The sequence below is a fragment of the Lacticaseibacillus camelliae DSM 22697 = JCM 13995 genome (genome assembly GCF_001311195.1).
In the GTDB taxonomy this organism is placed as follows: domain Bacteria; phylum Bacillota; class Bacilli; order Lactobacillales; family Lactobacillaceae; genus Lacticaseibacillus; species Lacticaseibacillus camelliae.
This window is the reverse complement of sequence record NZ_BBAJ01000018.1, coordinates 1-20,511: the sequence shown is the minus strand read 5'-3', so window position 1 is coordinate 20,511 and position 20,511 is coordinate 1. Positions and strand designations below refer to the sequence as shown.

At 56.8% G+C, this 20,511-nt stretch carries 18 protein-coding genes and 3 pseudogenes; 1 reads left to right on the top strand and 20 read right to left on the bottom strand.

Features of this window, described 5'->3' with window-relative positions; all coding sequences use genetic code 11:
- Nucleotides 1-93: 93 nt before the first annotated feature.
- From trpA to JCM13995_RS04915, 16 genes and pseudogenes are all read right to left on the bottom strand, one after another.
- Nucleotides 94-873 (bottom strand): tryptophan synthase subunit alpha, encoded by a 780-nt coding sequence (gene trpA / locus JCM13995_RS04980; RefSeq protein WP_054663129.1) that lies wholly within the window; start codon nucleotides 871-873, stop codon nucleotides 94-96.
- Nucleotides 866-2,065 carry a tryptophan synthase subunit beta gene (trpB, locus tag JCM13995_RS04975; protein WP_054663126.1) on the bottom strand — a complete coding sequence of 400 codons (1,200 nt, stop codon included), beginning with the start codon at nucleotides 2,063-2,065 and terminating at the stop codon, nucleotides 866-868. Before trpB ends, trpA begins: the two co-directional genes overlap by 8 nt.
- A complete protein-coding gene (gene trpF, locus JCM13995_RS04970; protein ID WP_054663123.1) occupies nucleotides 2,062-2,310 on the bottom strand; it encodes a phosphoribosylanthranilate isomerase in 249 nt (82 codons plus the stop codon). The genes trpB and trpF overlap by 4 nt, the downstream gene beginning before the upstream one ends.
- Nucleotides 2,310-2,510, bottom strand: coding sequence for a hypothetical protein (locus JCM13995_RS04965; protein ID WP_162230910.1), 201 nt, complete (start codon nucleotides 2,508-2,510; stop codon nucleotides 2,310-2,312). The genes trpF and JCM13995_RS04965 overlap by 1 nt, the downstream gene beginning before the upstream one ends.
- Nucleotides 2,507-2,653 carry a hypothetical protein gene (locus JCM13995_RS14330; protein WP_156314326.1) on the bottom strand — a complete coding sequence of 49 codons (147 nt, stop codon included), beginning with the start codon at nucleotides 2,651-2,653 and terminating at the stop codon, nucleotides 2,507-2,509. Before JCM13995_RS14330 ends, JCM13995_RS04965 begins: the two co-directional genes overlap by 4 nt.
- Nucleotides 2,650-3,447, bottom strand: a complete 798-nt coding sequence (trpC, locus tag JCM13995_RS04960; RefSeq protein ID WP_054663117.1) for an indole-3-glycerol phosphate synthase TrpC — start codon at nucleotides 3,445-3,447, stop codon at nucleotides 2,650-2,652. Before trpC ends, JCM13995_RS14330 begins: the two co-directional genes overlap by 4 nt.
- Nucleotides 3,444-4,468 (bottom strand): annotated as a pseudogene (trpD, locus tag JCM13995_RS04955) (anthranilate phosphoribosyltransferase). The gene trpC and the pseudogene trpD overlap by 4 nt, the downstream one beginning before the upstream one ends.
- 505 nt (nucleotides 4,469-4,973) lie before the next feature.
- Complete coding sequence (locus JCM13995_RS04950) at nucleotides 4,974-7,811, bottom strand: glycoside hydrolase family 2 (RefSeq protein WP_054663114.1); 2,838 nt, start codon at nucleotides 7,809-7,811, stop codon at nucleotides 4,974-4,976.
- 165 nt (nucleotides 7,812-7,976) lie between these two features.
- A complete protein-coding gene (locus JCM13995_RS15725; RefSeq protein WP_225350721.1) occupies nucleotides 7,977-8,933 on the bottom strand; it encodes a periplasmic substrate-binding domain-containing protein in 957 nt (318 codons plus the stop codon).
- A gap of 37 nt (nucleotides 8,934-8,970) precedes the next feature.
- Nucleotides 8,971-9,954 carry an ABC transporter substrate-binding protein gene (locus JCM13995_RS15720; protein WP_225350720.1) on the bottom strand — a complete coding sequence of 328 codons (984 nt, stop codon included), beginning with the start codon at nucleotides 9,952-9,954 and terminating at the stop codon, nucleotides 8,971-8,973.
- 443 nt (nucleotides 9,955-10,397) lie between these two features.
- Nucleotides 10,398-10,844, bottom strand: a pseudogene (locus JCM13995_RS14325) (DEAD/DEAH box helicase); the annotation flags it as partial.
- Complete coding sequence (locus JCM13995_RS16755; RefSeq protein ID WP_054663109.1) at nucleotides 10,768-11,202, bottom strand: SNF2-related protein; 435 nt, start codon at nucleotides 11,200-11,202, stop codon at nucleotides 10,768-10,770. The pseudogene JCM13995_RS14325 and the gene JCM13995_RS16755, both read right to left, overlap by 77 nt.
- Nucleotides 11,189-12,667: a DEAD/DEAH box helicase gene (locus JCM13995_RS14315; RefSeq protein WP_054663106.1), complete on the bottom strand. Its 1,479-nt coding sequence runs from the start codon at nucleotides 12,665-12,667 to the stop codon at nucleotides 11,189-11,191. Before JCM13995_RS14315 ends, JCM13995_RS16755 begins: the two co-directional genes overlap by 14 nt.
- Entirely contained in the window at nucleotides 12,664-12,981 is a 318-nt protein-coding gene (locus JCM13995_RS04925) for a hypothetical protein (protein ID WP_156314324.1), read from the bottom strand. Before JCM13995_RS04925 ends, JCM13995_RS14315 begins: the two co-directional genes overlap by 4 nt.
- A 49-nt stretch (nucleotides 12,982-13,030) precedes the next feature.
- Nucleotides 13,031-13,594, bottom strand: coding sequence for an SWIM zinc finger family protein (locus tag JCM13995_RS04920; protein WP_082397725.1), 564 nt, complete (start codon nucleotides 13,592-13,594; stop codon nucleotides 13,031-13,033).
- Nucleotides 13,595-14,062: 468 nt separating this feature from the next.
- The gene (locus JCM13995_RS04915; protein ID WP_054663097.1) at nucleotides 14,063-14,782 is read right to left on the bottom strand and encodes a class I SAM-dependent methyltransferase; all 720 of its coding nucleotides are present in this window, start codon (nucleotides 14,780-14,782) and stop codon (nucleotides 14,063-14,065) included.
- Nucleotides 14,783-14,988: 206 nt separating this feature from the next.
- Here JCM13995_RS04915 and JCM13995_RS04910 point away from each other — a divergent pair, with 206 nt between their 5' ends.
- Nucleotides 14,989-15,480: a hypothetical protein gene (locus tag JCM13995_RS04910; RefSeq protein ID WP_054663094.1), complete on the top strand. Its 492-nt coding sequence runs from the start codon at nucleotides 14,989-14,991 to the stop codon at nucleotides 15,478-15,480.
- Between the two features lie 240 nt (nucleotides 15,481-15,720).
- Here the strand turns inward: JCM13995_RS04910 and apf are convergent, their stop codons facing one another.
- From apf to JCM13995_RS14890, 4 genes and pseudogenes are all read right to left on the bottom strand, one after another.
- Entirely contained in the window at nucleotides 15,721-16,593 is an 873-nt protein-coding gene (apf, locus tag JCM13995_RS04905) for an aggregation-promoting factor (RefSeq protein ID WP_305068814.1), read from the bottom strand.
- A 995-nt stretch (nucleotides 16,594-17,588) separates the two neighbouring features.
- Nucleotides 17,589-18,170 (bottom strand): hypothetical protein, encoded by a 582-nt coding sequence (locus JCM13995_RS04900; RefSeq protein WP_156314321.1) that lies wholly within the window; start codon nucleotides 18,168-18,170, stop codon nucleotides 17,589-17,591.
- 77 nt (nucleotides 18,171-18,247) lie between these two features.
- Nucleotides 18,248-19,762 (bottom strand): hypothetical protein, encoded by a 1,515-nt coding sequence (locus JCM13995_RS04895; protein WP_054663084.1) that lies wholly within the window; start codon nucleotides 19,760-19,762, stop codon nucleotides 18,248-18,250.
- Nucleotides 19,755-20,511, bottom strand: a pseudogene (locus JCM13995_RS14890) (hypothetical protein); the annotation flags it as partial. The gene JCM13995_RS04895 and the pseudogene JCM13995_RS14890, both read right to left, overlap by 8 nt.

Sequence of the window (20,511 nt, the reverse complement as noted above, 5' to 3'; positions counted from 1 at the left end):
CACTCAAAAAGCCTGAAGCGGGTGTTTGCGCACCTGCTTCAGGCCGGTTCAAAATATCGCGAGGTCAGTTCAAATTGCTCAGTCTTACGCCAGTTATTCGGCGGATTCGACTGCAGCGACCATTTCCTTGGTGTACTTGCCAATGACCGGCGCCGGGTCGGCGTTGTCGGCGACCATTTGGACGATGGCGGAACCGACGATGACGCCGTCCGCTTCCTTGGCCAGGGTCTTGGCCTGCTCTGGGGTGTGGACCCCAAAGCCGATGCACAGCGGCGCGTCGGTCACCTTGCGCAGGCTGGCAATCAGGTCAGGCAGGTTCAGCGCAAAATCGTTGCGCTGACCGGTGACGCCAAGCGCGGACACGATGTAAATGAAGCCCGTTGCGTGCTGAACCAGCTTCTCCAGCCGGCTGCCCGAGGCCGGGCTGATCAGCGGGATCAGGTCGACGTGGTGCTTTTCCGTGTATGGCAGGATCTCGCCGGCCTCCTCGGCAGGCAGGTCGGGAATGACTAAGCCGTAGACGCCGAGCTCCTCGCAGCGTGCGGTGAACTTTTCGTAGCCGTACTTGAACGGGATGTTCGCATAGGTCAGAAACACCAGCGGCACCTGCGAGGTTTCGCGGATTTTCGCAACGATGTCGAACACGCCGTTGACCGTGATGCCACCGGCAAAGGCGCGCAGCCCGGCCGCCTGGATCACCGGCCCGTCGGCAATGGGATCGGAAAACGGCACGCCGAGTTCGACGATGTCCGCACCGGCGGCGGCGAGTGCCAGGACCTGGCTGACGGTACTGTCAGCCGACGGGTCGCCTGCCGTCACGAACGGAATGAATGCCTTGTGACCATTTTTAAAAACGTCTCGTAATTTACTCAATGCCCTTTACCCCCCGGTACTTCGCGATGCTGGCCACGTCTTTATCGCCGCGCCCGGACAACGTGCAAATAATGGTTGAATCCTTCGGCATGGTCGGCGCGAGCTTTTGGACGTAAGCCACCGCATGGCAGCTTTCGATCGCGGCGATGATGCCTTCCTCCTTGGCGATGTACTCAAAGGCCGCCACCGCCTCGTCGTCGGTGATACCGACATACTTGGCGCGGCCGCTGGCAGCCAGCGCCGCGTGCTCAGGCCCGATGCCTGGGTAATCCAGGCCGGCAGAAATCGTGTACACCTTGTCGATCTGGCCTTCATCGTTCTGCAGGAAGACCGACTTCATGCCGTGAAAAATGCCTGGGGTGCCAAGCTCCATGGTCGCGGCGGTCTTGCCGGAGTGAATCCCCTTGCCGGCCGCCTCAACGCCGTACAGCTTGACCGATGGATCATCGATGTACTCGGCAAACGAGCCGATCGCGTTGGAGCCGCCGCCGACACAGGCGACGATGGCATCAGGCAGTTTACCTTCCACGTCCATGATCTGCTGCTTGGACTCTTTGGAAATGACGCTTTGGAACTCCTTGACCATTGCCGGATACGGCGCCGGGCCCATAGCGGAACCGATCAGATAGTAAGTGTCATCGGGATGTGCCGCCCAGTCCTGCAGCGCCGCGTTAACGGCGTCCTTGAGCAGCCCCTGACCCGACGTGATTGGCCGCACCTTCGCGCCCAGCAGCTCCATCCGGTAAACATTCAGGCGCTGGCGCTCGGTGTCTTCCTTGCCCATGAAAATCTCGCAGTCCATGCCGAACAACGCAGCCGCCGTGGCGGTGGCCACGCCGTGCTGGCCGGCGCCGGTTTCGGCGATCAGCCGGGTCTTGCCCAGCTTCTTAGCCAGCAGGACCTGGCCGAGCACGTTGTTGATCTTGTGGGCGCCGGTGTGATTCAAATCCTCGCGCTTGAGGTAGATCTTCGCGCCGCCGAGGTCCTCGGTCATGTTCTTCGCGTAGTACAGCAGCGATGGCCGGTTGGCGTAATTATTCAGCAGGTCGTGGAACTCCTTTTGAAAGGCGGGGTCCGTCTTGCAGTCCTCGAAGGCCTTGGTCAGTTTTTCCAGCTCGGACATCAAGGTCTCCGGCACGTACTGGCCGCCGAATTCTCCGAAGCGGTTGTCTTTTTTTATCAGTATCCTTATCTTTTAACATCTGAAAAGTTCCTTTCTGTCTCGCGGACCGCGGCAACGAAGGCTTGCACCTTCGCCGCATCCTTGCGGCCGTTAGTTTCTAGACGGCTTGACGCATCGACAATGGCCGGATGCGCGCAGGTAATGGCGTCCTGGACGTTGTCGGCATCCAGGCCTCCCGCCAGCATCAGCGGCTGATTTGCACTCGGCAGGTGATGCCAGTCCAGCGTCTGGCCGGAGCCGTCGCCGGCATCCATCAGGCATAATCGGCGGTCGTGGTCGGCTGCGCGGCATTCACCCGTGCGAACACGTCAAACCCCAGCGCGTGAAGCGTGGCGACCAGCCCGGAATCAGCCGGCCGGTGCAGCTGCACCGTGGTGATGATGGGAAAAAGCGTAGCCAGCGCCGCGGTGTCCGGTTCAACGACCACCGCCACCGGCGTGATTCCGGCGGTCAAACCCGCCGCCAGCGCCATTGCCCGCTGCGGGCTGACCTGATGGCGCCCTGCCGCCAGGACAAACCCCGCGTAATCCGGCGGACCCGATTGACCAGGTCCACATCGGCTTCGGTCATCAGGCCGCACACCTTCACCGCGGTCATGCTTGGACCTTCTCGACGGCGCGGCGGTACTCGCGAATGGTCGCGACGCGGTCCTGCGCCTTCATGAATGTTTCGCCGATCAGCGTGCCATTGAGCCCGCCGGCCTGCAGCTCCTGCAGCTGGCTGGGCTTGGTCACGCCGCTTTCGGCAATCACCGCAATGTCCTGCGGGATCAGCTTGCGCCGGCGAATGCTGTTTTGAAAATCAACGCTGAAGTCGCGCAGGTCGCGATTGTTGACGCCCATCAGCTGCGGGTGAAGCGGCAGCGCGCGGCTGATTTCATCCTCCGAGTGGCACTCGACCAGCGGCAGCAGCCCCATTTTCAGGGTGTAGTCGTACAAGTCGGTCAGCTGCTGCCCCGGCAAAATCGCCGCAATCAGCAGCACCATGGTCGCGCCGCTGGCCCGCGCCTGGTCGATCATGTAACGGTCGATGGTGAAGTCCTTGCGCAGCACCGGCGTCTTCACGGTTTGCGTGACGGCCTTGAGATCTGCCAGCTGGCCGTGAAAATAATCCGGCTCGGTCAGCACCGAAATGGCGTCGACCCCTGCTGCCTCGTACTCGCTTGCGATCTGTGTCACCGGGAAGCTGGTGGCAATCTGCCCCTTGCTCGGCGAGGCCTGCTTGCACTCGGCAATAATGCCAAAATGCTGGTGCAGGCGCGCCGGCAAAAGCGCGGCCGCCTGTGGTGCCGGAGTTGCCAGCGCCTGGTCATGCATGGCCGCCGGACTGATGTCAGCTTTTTCGCGAATCAGCCGCTTTTGGGTCGCGGCCACCAAGTCGTCCAAAATCATGCACTCACCTCAACGTGATCAACTGCCAACGCATCATCCAGCCGCTTGATGGCGGCGCCTGACTCAATGGTCTTGCGCGCCAGATCGATGCCGGCCTGAATCGTTGGGGCCGCGCCCGTCAGACTCAGCGCCACGCCGGCGTTAAAGATCACGGCGTCGCGCTTGGCGCCCGTATCGCGGCCGGCCAGCACATCCCGCGTGATCTGCGCGTTTTGTGCCGGCGTGCCGCCCACCAGTTCCTGTTTATTCGCGATCTTGATGCCGTAATCCGCAGGTTCAACGTCAGCTTTTCAAACTGACCATCCCGAATGCGAATCGCATCGGTTGGGCCGGTCACTGTGACCTCGTCCAGCCCGTCCTCGCCGTGGATCACCATGCCGGAAGTGACGCCGAGCTGGCTGATGGCCTCGGCCATTGGCTGCATCAAGTCCTCGCTGTAAACCCCCAGCAGTTCGTAGGTCGGCCGGGCAGGATTGGCCAGCGGCCCGATCAGGTTAAAGATGGTCGGGAAACCGAGTTCCTTGCGCGCCGGACCAACGAAGCGCATGGACGGATGATACTTTTGCGCGAACAGGAAGCAGAAGTTGTAGGCCTTCAGCAGCTGCGCCGACTTTTCCGGTGTCGCGTTGATGTCAAAGCCCAGCGCCTCGAGCACATCGGCTGCCCCGCTCTTGGACGAGGCCGCCCGGTTGCCGTGCTTGGCGATTTTCACCCCGGCCGCTGCGATGACGAACATCGAGGTGGTGGAAATGTTGAAGGAGTCACTGTGATCGCCGCCAGTGCCGACGACCTCCAGCACCTTAGCCTGCGGGTCAAACGGCAAGGCCTTGCGGCGCAGCGAGTCCGCCGCGCCGGCGATTTCCTGCGGTTTCACGCCTTTGGCCGCCATCGCGGTCAGGTAGCTGGCAATCATTGTTGCGTCCGCGATGCCAGAGGTCAGCTCGTCGTGCGCGGCCTTGGTTTCGTCAAAGGTCAGGTCTTCGTGCTTCACTAATTTGTTGATTGCTTCGTGTAATGTCATGATTTTTCTCCTCGTTGGAATCCTGAAGTGTCAGTCTGCCAAGTTGGCCTTGCCATCGTTTGAACATCATGTTGTTCGCCGCCTTTATGAGAATACAAAAAGCTCGCCCATAAACAGTCATGCTGTTTAAGGACGAGCTTTCACTCGCGGTGCCACCTTAATTGGACTCGATCGAAATTGTCGATTCAAAGTCCCTCTTATACAGGGCTAACACCCTGCCGGCAACTGACGCGTGCCAGACGTGCTTCCTGACTCACCAAGAAAAAGCACTCGGTTTTTGGGCAGCCCCTCGGTGGTCCATTTAACTATCTGCGTTCGACGACACTCACAGCTCCGGTCGCTCTCTGGGCGTGCACAATAGTCTTGATCTCCACCTCATCGGTTTATGGACGTGCTATTTGATTAGCTCTTATACTAATCACATTCTCATCTTACGTCAATGGCTTTCACATAATTATTTTGACGATGTCGGGAAAATTTTCCCCTCAGAGTCGCCAAGCAACAACTAATCCTTCAGGCTCATCGTCACGGTGAAGTCGAACGAATCCGTGTACAAGCGATACCGCTTCAGCGGCCGCGGCCCGCAGCTGTTGCTGCCAAGCGCCTGAACCCGGGCATCCAGACGCACCTGGTCGGTGGTCTGATCGCCGAGCGGCAGACCATCCCCACCGACGACGTTCAGGTTAACAGGCGCTAGGCCAGCCACGTGCACCGCTGGCCCCGCCGTCGTCGCAATCGTCGCCCAGCGCACGCCCATGCGGTTGCCGGATTCCTGCGGCACCACATACGGGAAGCCCCACTGATCGCGGCTGAGGTGATAGCGGCCGAGCGGCGCTGCGTCCAGACTATCCGGATAGCTTTCGCCAGTGCCCCGGCCGAACCAGTCAACTGTTTTAACGGTGGTCTTCAGCGGCAGCTGGTACCCGATGCGTGGCACTTCCGTCGGCTTCTCGCCGTCGAACCAGCCCTTGGTGCGGATGGTCACACCGGCCGCGCTGACCCAGACCGTCACGGCCAGCTCAATGCCCCAGTTGATGGCCGGCGGCGCAATGCGCTGGCGAATCGCCACCATCACCGTGTCGTCATTTTGCGTGATCTGAAGGCCTTCACACCGCGCAAACAGCGTCGTGATGCGCTTCTTTTGCCGCTCGGCCACCACGTTCATGTCGTTGCTGATGGGCAGGCGATCCAGCGTCAGCGCCATGTCCCCGGCCAACAGCGGCTGGCCGCCTTGGCTGAGCTGCGTGACATTGCCGGTGCCGCGGTCGACTGTGACTGTCAGTGCACCACGGGTGATCGTCACCGTGGCCGGCGTCTGGCTCACTTCTGCCGGCGCGTCGGCAAGATTCGGCAGGCCTTGGTAAGCCACCTGTTCATACGCCAACTTGGCGCCGGCCTCAAACACCCCGAGCTTTGTGGTCGTCTCAATGGCGAAGTTCAGCAGCGCATCGGCGCCGATGATCTCAGGCAAGTCTAGGGCAAAAACGGGGCTAAGCGCGCCGGGTGCTAACGGCGGCAGCGCGAGCTTACCGCTGGCCACGTTGTCCCCGGCAACCGTCAACTGCCACCGTAGCACGAGGTCATGCGTTGTTCGGTAGTGATACAGGCTTTTGACGACGACGTGGTTCTGGGCCGCGAAAAATTGGAACGGCTGAATGACGTGCTCGTACTCCAGCAGCCCAGGCGACGGCACCCGGTCCGGCCGCACCAGCCCGTCGATGCAGAACGTTGCGTCGTTGACCGGCTCGCCGAACGCGCCGCCCCACACGTACTTCGGCCCGTCCGGGGTGTCCTGCTTCAGGCCGTGGTCCTTCCACTCCCAGATGAAGCCGCCCTGCACACTCTTGTAAAGATGGAACAAATCTTGATAATCCTGCAGGCTGCCGGCACCGTTGCCCATCGCGTGGCCGTACTCACACAGAATGTGCGGCTTTTGATGCGTTAGCTTCACGGCGCGCTTTTCAATGTCTTCGACCGAGGTGTACATCGTCGAATACATGTCGGCGACCACTGTGTCGCGGTCGCCTTCGTAGTGGATCAGGCGACTGGCGTCGAGCTCGCGAATCGCGGCCGCCTCGGCGACGTGATTTTCACCGAAGTCGCTTTCGTTACCCAGCGACCAGATGACGACGCACGGGTGGTTGAAATCGCGGTGCACCATCCGCTGAGCGCGGCTGACAAACTCGCCGCGCCAGTACGGATCGTTGGTGGGCATCTCAGTCACGTACATGCCGTGGGTCTCGAGGTCGCACTCATCGATCACCAGCAGCCCCAGCTCATCGCAGACGTCGTAAAAATACGGCGTGTTCGGGTAGTGCGAGGTGCGGATCGCGTTGATGCCAGCGCGCTTGATCTGGGTGACCTCGCTGAGGATGTAGTCTTGCGTCAGCGCGCGGCCGGTTTCCGGATTGAACTCGTGGCGGTTGACGCCGTTGAACAGGACCGGCACCCCGTTCAGGCAAATCTGGTCATCGATCATCTCGACGCGCCGCAGCCCGAAGCGCATCGGCACCATGGCGCCGGCGGTTTCGTCCTGGACGACCAGCGTGTACAGGTTCGGCGTTTCGTCTGTCCACTCGTGCGGGTCCGGAATGTCAATGGTGGTTTTACCGTTCGCCAAGTCAGCTTCAGCAATCGTCTCGCCGGCAAAGTACACCTTGCCACTCAGCTTCGGGTCAGCCGCGGCCTCGATCGCGACCTGGACCTGCCACTGGCCGTCCTTAAATTGAGGCGTGAGCTGCAGGTCATCCAGCCGACCTTCATCAACAATCGTGACGTCGCGAAAAATGCCGCTCAGCCACCACTGGTCCTGATCCTCAAGAAACGAGTACTTTGACCATTTTCCCACCTGCACCGCGATGGTGTTCTCGCCGGCCACCAGCAAATCGGTGACATCAAACTCGGTCATCAGCCGACTGCCGTGACCATCCCCGACCAGCTGGCCATTGAGCCAGACCTTGAACGTCGAGTCCACGCCGTCAAAGCGCAGGATCTGGCGCGTCAGCTGCGGCTTGAACGTGAACCGGCGGAAATACAGACCCGTCGGATTTTCCGCAGGCATCGCGGTCGGGTCGACCGGGATCGGAAAATCCACGTTGGTGTAATTCGGCTTGCCGTACCCTTGCAGCTCCATGTGCCCCGGCACCTTGATGGTTGCCCAGTCGATGGCGCCGTAATCGCCGGTCGTGAAGGCCTCTGGGATTTCGCGCGGCGACTGCAAGTAGCAGAACTGCCAGGTCCCGTTCAGCGAATGCGTATAAGGTGATGCGGCTTCTTTGTAACTCAGCGCCGCCGCCAAGTCATCGTAATAGAAGAAACGCGTGCGTGGTGCTAATTTGCTCATGACCCTACCTCCAGATTTGACGCGAAATTGATCAATTGCCGTCAGTATAGCGCAACCATCCCCACCCAGCCGGCTTTGTGGTCGAAATTCCGGCAATGTCTCAAAAAAAGATCAGCCGCGTGGGCTGATCTTCCGAATTGCAAACTACTCATGGTGAAGCGGAGGTTAATCGTTGTTCTTAGCAATGTCCGCGCGTTTCTTGGTCCACGCCGCCATTGCCTTGTTGTACTGACTGGTCGTAACGGGCTTAGACTGCAGCTTCATGTAGTCGAGCCGGGCTGACGCCGCGCCAGTCCACGAGTAGGACGTGGTGAACGGCTGAACCTTGGTGACTGATGGAGCCCCGCCGCCGGAGTTGACCGGGATCATGATGCCGATGCTCAGCAGGTACGCCTCGGCCTTGGCAAAGGCTTTATACCGCGCATTGTCATCGTTCGTGATTTTTTCGGCCGCATTGACTAGGCTCTCGTACTTGTCCAGACCAACCTCTTTGATGATGCTGTTCTGGGTCGCTTCGTTCGACTGCGACCGGGTCGACGCGGGATCCAGCCCGTAGCCGATCAGGAAGCTGCCATTGGACGGCTTGTAAATGTCAAGGTAGGTTGACGGATCCTGATAATCGGGACTCCACCCAGACGCGTTGCTGAGGTCAAAGTCAGAGGCCTTCCCAGTCGTGGCGGCGTATGTTGCCGCGTTATACCGGTCAGCGTTCAACTCGATGATGTCGATCTCGACGTTCTTGGCGCCCAGCGTGGTTTCCTCAGAGCGCTTAAACGACTTGACCTCGTTGAGCCCTAGCTCGCTCTTTTGCCCCTGCGGGAAGTCCAGCTTAATTGGGAAGGACACGCCTTGCGCCGTCAGTGCCGTCTTCGCCTTTGCGAACAAACGCTTGGCGAGCGCTGGATTGTAGGTCCCATCCTGCGCGTCAGCCATCTTGATCTTGCCGTAAACTGCCGGATTCAAGGCGCGCAGGTCTGCCTGCACGTATGTCCCATAGTCCTTGCCATCCGCCTGCACGAAAGAGGGCGGGGTCATTTCGTTGCGCAGTGACCGCTTGGCCCCAGCGCCGCCGGTGGCCTGAGCGTTATACGCGGTGCGATCCATCGCGTACTGAATTGCCAAGCGGAAGTCCTGATTCAGCAGGGCCTTTCTTGTGTCCTCACGCTGCTTGGCCGTTTTTTTTGTCGGTGTTGTTGTACGACTGGCGGTTGAGATTCATTGTGATGTTGAATGTACCGGCGTCCTGGCGCGACCAAACAATGTTTTTGCCGTTCTGCTTTTGGACTTGCTTGTAGCCTGGCAGGTTTGGGTAAACCCGCGCCTGCGTGTAGTCGCCTTTTTCAAACGATTTATACAGCGCGTCGGGGTTGGAGCCGTCGTTGAACGTGTACTTCACGTGCTTCACGTGCACGTTCTTCTTATCCCAGTACTTGTCGTTGGCCGTGTACTCGATGACCGACTTGGACGTGAAATTGGTCAAGCGGTACGGGCCATCGTACAAAATGGCGCTGGCTTTTGGCTGACCGTACTTCTTGCCCTGCTGCTTAAGGAATTTGCCGTTGATCGGTTCAAGCAGCCCATACTGCAGCTTAGAATTCCAGTACGGCTCCGGCTGGGTCAAGTTGAAGCGAATCTTGTCTTTGCCGACCACCTTCACGCCAACTTTAGAAAAGTCCTTGGTCTTGCCGCTGGCGTAATCATTCAGGCCCACGATTGAATTCTGGATCACGTACAGGCCTTCCGACTTGCCGGCGACGTCATGCTTGATCCCGGTAATGAAGTCCTGCGGCTTGACCTTCGCGTAGGTGTTGCCTTCGCTGTCGACCCATTTGGCGTCCTTGCGCAGCTTGTACGTGTATGTCTTGCCGCCGTTTGTGACCTTGTAGGACTGCGCCAGCCCAGGCACGATTTGGCCGTAGCGGTTTGTCTTCATCAGCGGCTCCTCAAAGTTCGCCAGGTGGTCTGTGTTCGTCGTCCGGCTAGTGATCGAATAGTCAAAAGTATCCGGGTCAGTCCCAAACACGTAGCTATAAGTATCGTTCTTATCGGCACTGCTAGAAGACCCGCTGTTGCCACACGCCGCCAGCAATGCCGTCATCGTCAACGCAATCAGGATTGCGTTGCGTTTGTTTCGTCGTTTCATTCACAAAGTCCTCCAACCTCATGGTTAACTTCCCAAGTCTTCCCAGTAAAATTAATGTTTTCATACCGACTCCACCAGGCCCGCAGGCTCAGCGCATGGTCACCTCCCACTTGTTCAATTGGGTCAGCCGGTTCATCACCGCTCCTGGCCTGACCAATCCAACTTTTATTAAAGAAAGATTGCATTTTCATTAGTATATGTCCGTAAAATACACTTGTCAATGAATTGAGAACAAATATTTTAAATGCTGGCCTGTACATCAGCTTTCAGTCAGCTAGTATTCCACATTTATGGCAGGAATATTAGAAAAAGTTCTTTAATGGTTGTGCCTTTTTCTCATTAAGCAAATGCCTGACAAAGCCACACCAGCAGCCTCGCCCGAGGCATAAAAAAAACGACAGCTTCCTCAGCTGTCGTCCGTTCGAAAATGATTCAGTTTAGAGCTAACTCTCGATCCCCAGAATCTGCCGGATCTCGGCATCGCTCAGCATCGCCTTGTTCTCGGTGCCGCTGAGGATCTGGTCGACCAGGTCGCGTTTCTGCGTCTGCAGTTTGACGATTTGTTCCTCGATGGTTCCCTTCGTGATCAGGCGGTAAACATCGACCTGGTGGTGCTGGCCGATGCGGTGGGCCCGGGCAATGGCCTGGTCCTCGACCGCGGGGTTCCACCACAAGTCGACCAGGATCACCATGTCGGCGGCGGTCAGGTTCAAGCCGGTCCCGCCGGCCTTCAGCGAGATCAGGAAGAACGGCCGCTCGCCGGCGTTAAACGCGTCGACCATGGCCAACCGCTTCTTCGGCGGGGTGTCCCCTTCAAGCAAAAAGTCCTTGAGTTTCAACTCCTTCATCCGCGTCTGGATCTTGGCCAGCATCCCCGTGAATTGGGAAAAAAATCAGCACGCGGCGGCCGTTTTCCGCGGCCTCTGTCAGCAGATCCTCCAGCTGGTCCAACTTCCCAGACCCGCCGTGATACCCGGCCACGTAGAGTGCCGGCGTGTCGCACAGCTGGCGCAGCCGCGTCAGCCCGGCCAGAATGGCCAGCTTGTTTTTCACCAGGCCCTGGCTGGACAGCCCCCGGACCTTGACCTGCATCTGTTCCAGCTGGGCCAGGTACACGGTCTTTTGCGCCTTGGTCATTTCGTTGGTCAGATTGGTTTCGACCAGCGGCGGCAAGTCCTTCAGCACCGTCTTCTTCTCGCGCCGCAGGATGAACGGGGCCACGCGCAGCGCCACCTCATCCGGGGCCATTTTCTCGAAGACTTTTTTTACTAGGCAACAGCCCTGGCAGCACCAGCGCAAAAATCGCCCACAGCTCGCCCGTGCGGTTTTCAATCGGCGTGCCAGACAGCGCGTAAGTCGCGCGCGGCTTCAGCTTGCGCAAACTCTGGTGCGTCTTGGTCGCGCTGTTTTTGACAAACTGCGCCTCGTCCAGCACCACGTAGTTCAGCGGCCCCTTGGCGTACTCGGCCGCATCACGCTGCACACTGTTGTAGCTGGCGATCAGAATGTCGTAGCCGTCCGCTTCGATCATCGTCGTGCGCTCGGGCTTGGTGCCATCAACCACAGCCACCCGGAGGTCTGGCGCAAATTTTGCGCACTCGGACTGCCAGTTGTATAGCAGCGATGCCGGCGCCACGATCAGACTCGGCTTGCCGGCCTGCAGGTGATGCGTCAAAAAGGCGATCATCTCCAGCGTTTTGCCCAGGCCCATTTCATCGGCCAAAATGCCACCAAACCCGTGCGCGTTCAGCATTTCCAGCCACTGTACGCCCGCCTTCTGGTACGGGCGCAGTTCGGCGTTCACGGCCAGCGGGTTGTCGTTTTTGAATTGCTCCGGGTGCGTCAGGTCCTGCGCCAGGCGTTTGACCTGGTCATCGAAGTCGGCGCTTTTGCCCAGCGCGGCCTGCACGGCGAGCGTTTGGGCGGCCGGCACCTCGACCTTGCCGTGGTGCAGCTGACCGTGGCGCAGGTTGGCCAGCGCCTTGGCCACGCGGCGCAGCGGCTCGTCCAAGATCACCAGCGAACCGTCTTTGCGCGTCATGTAAGGCCGCTCAACGTCGATCTGGGTCAGCATTTGGTCGACTTCGCCGGACTGAACACCGTTCATCGAAAATGAAATCGACAGCAGCCCGTTTTTTTCACTGACATCGACCTTTGGCGCCAGCGTCTTGCCGTCCTGGACCATCGCTTCCACCGCCGGGCTGACCGTCACTTTGCCGTTTTCGCGCAGGTTCGGCAGGAGCTGCTGGTAGAAATCGTACATCGTCTCAGCGTCCGGCACCGCCAGCCGCCAAAGCGTTTTGCTCGGCTTGAACCCCAGGCTGGTCAGGTAATCGACCGCCTGGCGCTCCTTGACCGAGTCGCGCGGCTGATTTAACGTCGCCGGCGCGCCAGCGGGAATCTCCTTGCCATCATAATCAAAAGTGAGATCCAGAGTGATCGCGTTCAGGTCGCGGTCCAGCGCAAAGTGCGGCGTCATGGCCGGTGCGGCGACCAGCTCCGCGCCTGTCACCTTGCCAATTTTGGCAAACGCGTCCGCCAGCGTGCGCAATGAGCCGGCTTCATCGGTTCGGAAGGTCAACTTTTGCTGACCGCTCAACGGACTGAGCGGACTGCTGAAATCGCCCACCAGCTGGTTCACCAGGTGCATCTGCGCCGCAGTCAGCTGATAACAGTGGTCATCCCGCACCAGCATCTGGTCGCCTTGAATCACCAGCCGGCATCGGCGACCAGCGCCACCTGAAAGCCGTCATGGTTCTGTTTGATGGTCATGTTAAACAACCCCGCAGTCGGGGTGAACGGTGCGATCACGACCTGCGGAAACGAGCGGTCGCGGTACGGCACAAACTCGAAATTCGTCAGCGCGCCAAACGACTCGGCCGCATCGCTCACATAACCCGGCGGCAGAATCAGTTCGCGCGCCGCGGCGGCGTTGTTCACGTCATGGTCCTTTTGACTGCTGTAAGAGCTGGCCATCGCGTCCAGGAGATCGCGCTCGGGCTTCTCAAACGCGTCATGTGCCAACACGTAGCTCGCCTTACCGTTCGTGTCAAAGCGGCCCTCGTCCGCATAGGCGTCAAAAAAAGCGCCAGAGGTCTGAGACCACGTAAAAATGCCCGCCGCCCTCGCGCGCCGAGATGTGCAGCTCAAGGAAAAAGCGCAGCTCCGTGTCCCACGTCTCCGTCTCGACGCTGGCCACGCCAAGGGTGACCTTCAGCGCCAGCGGAATCGCAGCTTCTTTACTGTTCGGCCCATGAAACAGCGGCGCGGCCTCGATCGCGCGCTGTTGCATGAACCGCTTGCCGCTGGACTGCGGCTCTGGCTTGGCCGCCCACTTGAACACCGGTTGGCTGAGCGGCATGTCGCCTTCGTCGATCACGTCCTCGACGTCTTCATTTTGGTCGCGAAAATAAATCTCCACCGCCGCGATGTGCTTGCAGTAGCCGTGCCCGGGAAAATAAGGGCAACTGCAGTAATCGTCATCCGTGTCCGCGCCTAAAATCACCGTGTACGGCTTGGTCCCGTACACGGTCGCCTCGATTTCTTGTCCCTGATTGACCGCGGTGATCTCCACGTTCCCATCGCGCACGATGCGCTCGCCGCGCGTCCACATAATACTCGGCATCTTCCGTCTCGCCATGTGCTTGCCCCTTTTGTGTCAGTACGTCGATTTTAACACAGCAAAAGCCGGCCCGCGATTGGACTTTTCGCGCTGCCGACCGAGCCAGGCGAGCTAAGTTTCGGCCCACTCGGCTCGTTCCTATTTTTTTCCGCTGACGATCAAAACCGGGCCGAATGACAAAGATTCCGCGCGCTGGGGGCTGACTTTTGAAAAAACCCACACGACATATTAAAAAATAGGCGCAGACTGCCGCGTCTTGCCTCGCCGCACCTAAAACACGCGATACCGGCGCAATATGCGACGCTTTAGGCTGTGCCAATGTGAGCAATATTTGGTTCAACCGCGCAGAAGCCTAATCGCAGACGGCTCAGAACGAGCCACCGCGCATATTAAATGATATGTCGTGTGGGTTTTGCAAAAATGGCCAGGGCCAAGATTCGATTTTGATTTTTTCACTTGAACCTTGGCGAAGCGATGACGATTCAATCAGTCTTTGGTCCCGCGGACGATCAGCATCATCGGCGCCCGCGTCCAAGACTCACCGGCCGCGATGTCGGCCTGGCTGCCGCGCGGCTCACTTACCCCGGTGATGGCCAGACCATTTTGGAGCAGACTATTTAAGATGGTGGCCAGAGTGTGATGATATTTCGGCACCTGCTGCCCCAGAAAAGTCGTCATGCGCTGCCCCTCATCGAAGTAATGATCGACCGGCCAGACCGCTGCGCCATCCCCTGTCTTCACCCACTGCTCGTGGCCTTCCGCCGTGTACAACGGGTGCTCGATGGTGAACAGCAGCGTGCCGCCAGGACTCAGCATCGTGTTAATGTGCGCCATCAGCGTCGCGAGGTCGGCCACGTAATGAAAAGCCAGCGAACTGATCACCAAGTCGAAACTGCCGGCTGGCCGCTGAAAAGTGGTCAGATCTGCCAACTCATAAGTGATTTTGGCATCGGTCGTCCGCGCTCTGGCTGCTTCAAGCATCCGCTTCGAGCTGTCGATGCCGAGGACACTGGCCGCCCCGCGGCTCGCCGCGTATCGGCACTGCCAGCCGTAACCGCAGCCCATGTCGAGCACGCGCAGGCCCGCGAGGTCGGGTAACAGCCGCTTGAAGTCTGGCCACTCGCCTGCGCCTTTGAGGCCTGCCTGGCTGCGGGGCATTTTGGCATATGCCGAGAAAAATGCTGGATCATCATATTGCGAAGTCATAGTTACCTCCCAGAGGTCATTCGACCAAACCCTAGTCGTGCATCCAGTATAGCACCAGGCGCTGCGCTGCCGAGAGCGCGTATTGTAGAATTGAGGCTCACGGCCGAGGCCCGGGCGCCGCGGTTGATTTATAATGATGCCAATGATTGTCGTTTCAGCATCACCGTCGCAGGCGGACTCCCACTGCAGAAAGAAGCACATCGCTCATGAGCAAACCAAGAAGTAAACGCAAGCACAACCATAGCCGAAACAGGCAGCTGACCAAGGCCGAGCAAGCGGCGCTCGATGCCCAAATGCCAGAGATTACGGCTTACATCAACCGTGTACTCAGCAAGGCCGCGACGCGTGGCATCGCAGACGGCCTGGCGCAAGCCGCCGAAGATATTAAGCAGATGCCCGACTTCGCCGTGCCTGAGGAATCCGATGACCGCGACTTTGCCCCACTCGAAGACTACGATGCCGAGGAAAAGGCTGAAGAGGCTGACGAAGACCGGCTGGCCGCTGCCGAGGATAAGGAAGAAACGGCTGACGAGCCCGATGATGACTCCCCTGACTACAGCAAGTGGAGCCAGGATCAGCAGACCGAGGACGAGGCCATGGGCACGGGCGTGTCACCGGATTCGCCCGACGGCTGGGCAGGCGCCGATCTTGATCCTGACTGGGAAACCGGGCATGATCAGGATAACGACGACAAGTAACTGGCAGGCAGTAATCGCCTGACACCAATCACTCAAAAATGGGCCTCGTGGCTCATTTTTTTACTCTTCTTCTGCGTTCTCGGCCGTTACGAATTCTGCTTATTGGTGACAGAATGCTGCACAAGGCCCACTACACTTTGAAACTTGATGGTAAGTGACGAGGCCCCTCGATTGTTGGCATACCATTTTTGTGAGCAAGCAAAAGCCGAGACGCGTTAACGTCTCGGCCATCCTGACTGGTTAAATTTTAGTACCAACCTGGGCATTGGAGTGTGCCAGGGCGTTGGACCAGCTGCCGTAACGGCTGGCAACGTACTGATCAGCAACCTTTTCCTGGTTGGCAGCTGAGTAGTCGCCGTTCAGGTATGAGGAACTGAGTTGGTACTTGCCAATGTACTGACCGTTACGAGCGGAGTACGAACCGCCCGATTCGCGCTGGGCAATTGCAGCCTTAGCAGCCGCTTCACTGCCGGTCGCAGTGCTGCGATAGGTTGTCGTCCGCTGCGTCGTCCGAGTCTTAGGGGCCACGTACTTAGGTGCGCTGTAACGCGGTGCAGTGTAAGTCTTTGGTGCCGTGTAGGTCTTCGGTGCAGTGTAAGTCTTTGCCGGTGCCGACTGCGCTGGCGCCTGCTTTGCAGGAGCAGCCTGTTGTGCAGGCGCTGCTGGTGTCTGCTTAGCAGAAGCAGCCGTTGCGGCTGGGGCCGGCTGCGCTGGTGCCGCTTGTACGGCTGGCGCTGCAGTTTGTGCTTGCGCAACAACTGGCGCGCCAGTGAGCTTCAGCACCTGACCGACCATCAGCACGTTAGCATTTTGAATGCCGTTCAGGCTGATCAAAGTGGCTTGGCTAACGCCGGTGCTGGCTGCGATGTCTGAAAGCGTGTCGCCAGCCTTAACTGTATAGGTAGAAGCTGTTGTGGCCTGTGCTTGCGCTGCAATGGCCAGCGTCAGCTTTTGGCCGACCATGATGACGTTCTTGTTAGCGAGTTTGTTGGCCGTGGCCAGCTTGTCCGCATTTGTGTTATTTGCTGCGGCAATCGCAGAAAGTGTGTCACCCGCTTTAACCACGTACTCGCCGGTGGTAGCCGCACTGACAGAGTTGGTTTGCCCCAACACTACTGCCGTGCCAAGTACTGCTGCCGTTGTAAAGAGCCATGCTAAATGTGAGTTTTTGATAATTATTCACTCCTATGTGTTTGTCCAGTAACGATTCAACAGTGACTATACTAACGGGTCAAGGTCACAGAGCGAATACAGCAGCATTACAAATTTCGAATCATTTGTATTATTGTAATATTCTAGTTTTTGTGTGACGAGGCTGTAACAGATGCCGTTACAAGACATTACATCGAAATTCGTCCAAATGTAGGTTCACCAATTTCAAAGCCTTTGTTGGAGTTGGTAATGAGAAAGCCTGGTACAAGCATGGTGGAAGGCAACCAGTCGTTGTAGAATACCCTTGATTAAATTAGCCAAGATGTAGACGGCCAAGGTCTTCTCATTCCATGAAACACTCACTCGAATCATTCTCAGTATTAAGGCAGCATGTTCAGGCGAATCACATAAAGGAGAAGCGACAATGTCCGAAGAAAACCCAATCTATGTTAAAACCAGTGACAAAGAGAACCTTATCCTCTCGATGCTGGCAATATCCCAAAAAAATGTCTGGAACTTTGCCAACCAAGTCAGATTTCTTTGATTCATTAAAAGAACTGGACGTTGACCCTAGTCCGGAATTTATAGAAGAAGTCAAAAAGAATTTTCCAGGTATCGGACTATAATCGGCTAAGTATTTTACTTTGAAAAGCTGTAATCCATGTATTTACTCAAGTGTGGACGTCTAATTAGGCGTCAGTGTTTTTTGTCTCAGCCTGCAGATCACGACTATTCTCTGGCCGCCGCGCGAGTAATGTGGCTTCCTTTGCCATACAATGAAAAGCCGGATACGGTACCAGCACCCTATCCGGTCATGTGACTCTTGGAGCAATTATCAACACCGATTGGCCAGCGTTCTCTGGCCTGACCAGTGAAATTTGTATATCAGTAATTTGTTTCTATCCCCCAAAAGTCGCCGTCAACTACACCTTAGATGAGGCAACTAATCAGTAGCTCTAGGATTTTGTCCCCCGACCGGCAAACTTCCGCTGATGCAATATCAGGTCCTCATACTCCCGCAGATATTTGATTGGGAATGGCAAGACGGTGTACTCACCAGTGCGGACAAAACCAACTGTCAACATCTGCGCAAAGTCACTGAAAAACTCTGGAATTGCGGCCTGCGGAGCTCCTACTCCACGGATTTCGCGAAGATGTACCGCACGCTCAATCTTGGTCTTTAGTCCCTGACGTTCGCCGACAGTGTAAGCATAGCTGTTCAAAGTCTCGAGGAGCCGAATCTCGCTCAACCCACTCAACATGCCAGCACTGTCTGCACCTCGCGTTGACGAGAAGAAGGTGTAACCCAACTGAGACTGCACGGCCGCAGCAATCGCCTGCCATCCTTTGCTTCGAAACTGAATCCCGGCCTTTCGAATAATCTCTATAATTTGTCCCAGTGCCACTACGCCATGCTCACTAGCCAGGATCGACAACAACTGATCAATCTTGTCAGAATCCAAACCCGCTTGCTCGCGCAGTTGGTTCAGACAATGAACCAGCAGGTCGGCGTTAACCTTTCTTTCTGGGTCAGTCACCGCGAGTAACTCACTTAAGTGCTCTACATTCGGCAGGGTCGTTGTCGCCAATCGCCGAACAAAGTACAATCTTCCGTCTATCTCGAAAGCACATTCGATGAAACGCCAGGCCGATGGCAAATATGAATTCCCAAGTTGGGAAGCCACCATGCCACAAACCTTGGCAGATGCGCATGATCCTCACGTTCTGCTATATTTACCTGCTTTTGATTAAAAAGCAGCTGGCCCTCTGGGGTGATTTTAAGCGAGGTCACCAAGATCTTTGAGTCCTCTTTGGACGGTTCAAGGCGAGTAAAACGATAGAAACAAAACCGACTGGCACTCGCCAACAGCGCAGGCGCCACCATGTTGAGCTTCCCATCAAGAAGGTCCTTTCGAATCAGCAACTCCTGCGCCAACTTCAATATTTCAGGTTGTTCCGCTGGATCTTTCTGTTTGTGTCCAGATTTGCCGGTATTTTCGTCAGTTTTGTAGGCAAAGGTCGGCCACTCCAGCTCACCCTTGGGATTAAGCTGGCCAAAGTTCTCAACAGTAACATGTTGAATGACTTGATCTCGACTGGCCGGCTCATACTGTTCTGAAATTGTCTCATTGGCACGTGCATCTCGCACGACCTGCAGATTAAAACCAGATTGTGCTGTTGCTGTCAGTGCAATCTCAACTCGCAATTGTTTGAGCGTTTCACTTGCCTTCATCACGTCGGCTAGTCGCTTGGCCAGTTCAGAACACAAGGCCTCATCGCTCGCCGGATAGATGTTGAGCGTCTGTCCCGCAAACTGCGCCCAGGTTGTATCAACCTTTGGCAATTTGCGGCGAATGTGCGCAACCTCCGGCATGGCCAAAAAGCTAAAAGGGGTTCGGATGTACCGCTTGAACTGCAAATTCAAATTATCGACCAGCCGCTTGCTGATACCAACCTTACTTGACTCAAAACCCTGAAGTTCCTGAAAATTTAGAAAACTCAAAGCGTTGCGCCTGTCGCTGGGATTACCCCTTACCAAAATCGTACTAGAACTTGATCTTTGGCCCGTATAACGTTCAATTGTGTTATTGATGCGGTTCCAAACCCAATGTGAAGCCTGGTGGGTACCTTTCTTGGGCATCAGCGCCTCGTTGAAAAACGACACCACTCTCAGTTCAAGCGTTTGTGCCTGATCAATCTTCGCCTCCAACGCAAACTGTCCGTCTTTATCTCGGCCAAATTGCCACTCCCCGCGAGTCAAATACAAATAACCGCTCAGATTTGAGTCAGTCAGAGGAACCGGCTCAAGACTAACGAGGTTGAGAAGCAGTTGAAGAATATTGTTGGCATAAATGTGGTCCGCTGGCCTTTCTTCAAAACTAAGTCGCTCAAATGTTGTCGCTGACGGTATCCGCAGGACCTCGCCTGCTTTGAATACCCCAAGGTAGCCGATGCCGGGAATGAAAGTGTACGACAATACGTGCATTCCAAGCAACGCTTTCCGCTGCTGGCCAAGCTCGTCTTCGCGGCCCTTAGCTGACAGAAGCCCCAGCTGAAAGTCTCCGGACAAAGCTGCATAACTCAAATTGCCAGCCAACTGGTTCGTATAAATCATTTCTTGATCATTCAAGTAAAAAGCCCCCAATCAGCTTGCGTTGCGCGGCAGTGAGAACCACCTGACCATCCTTATCCAGCATCCCAGGGACTTCCAAGATGCGAGCGCCCTGACTACCGCCAGTCGAACCTGCTCGCCCGCCATTGATTGTGATCTTACCGTTCACGCCGGGATTAACATTAATTATCATTGCGCGCCACTCATGCCCTGTCTTTTCTCGGACTGACGCCAGTTTACTCAGAACCTTGTCCCGCTCGTGACCAGCAGAAGGGTCATGTCGCCCTCGCCAATTTTTGAAGTCTACCATCACCTGATCACCGATCTCAAAGTCAAATAATTCAAACAGACTAGGATCACTGAGCGGATTGAGTTGGACACCGAATTCATGCTCAAGCAGTACACGCCCCACAAACTCACCAAGTGCACCGAGATATAAGTTTTTATATTGGACAGGATTTAAAATAAGCTCGCTTGGTCGCCACGTCACTGGGATGTTCGCACTGTCAAATGCGGCACCGAGCAGCGGGTTGTTAGCAAACTTGGCTAACTGCGCCTGCTCAGCAGAGACGATCATGGCGCTACGATCACCTTTTCCAAATTGGTAATACCCATCGCGATCGTCTATTAGCCCAACTGAGTAACTGGTACCCAAAGAGCTGCTCGGTAAATACTGAAGCCCGTACCCAAAATCGTGGCTCTTTTGAAATTTATCCAAAGTGGCTTGAGAAAGGGTAGGATTGCACAGAATAAAGTGCCTCAATTTT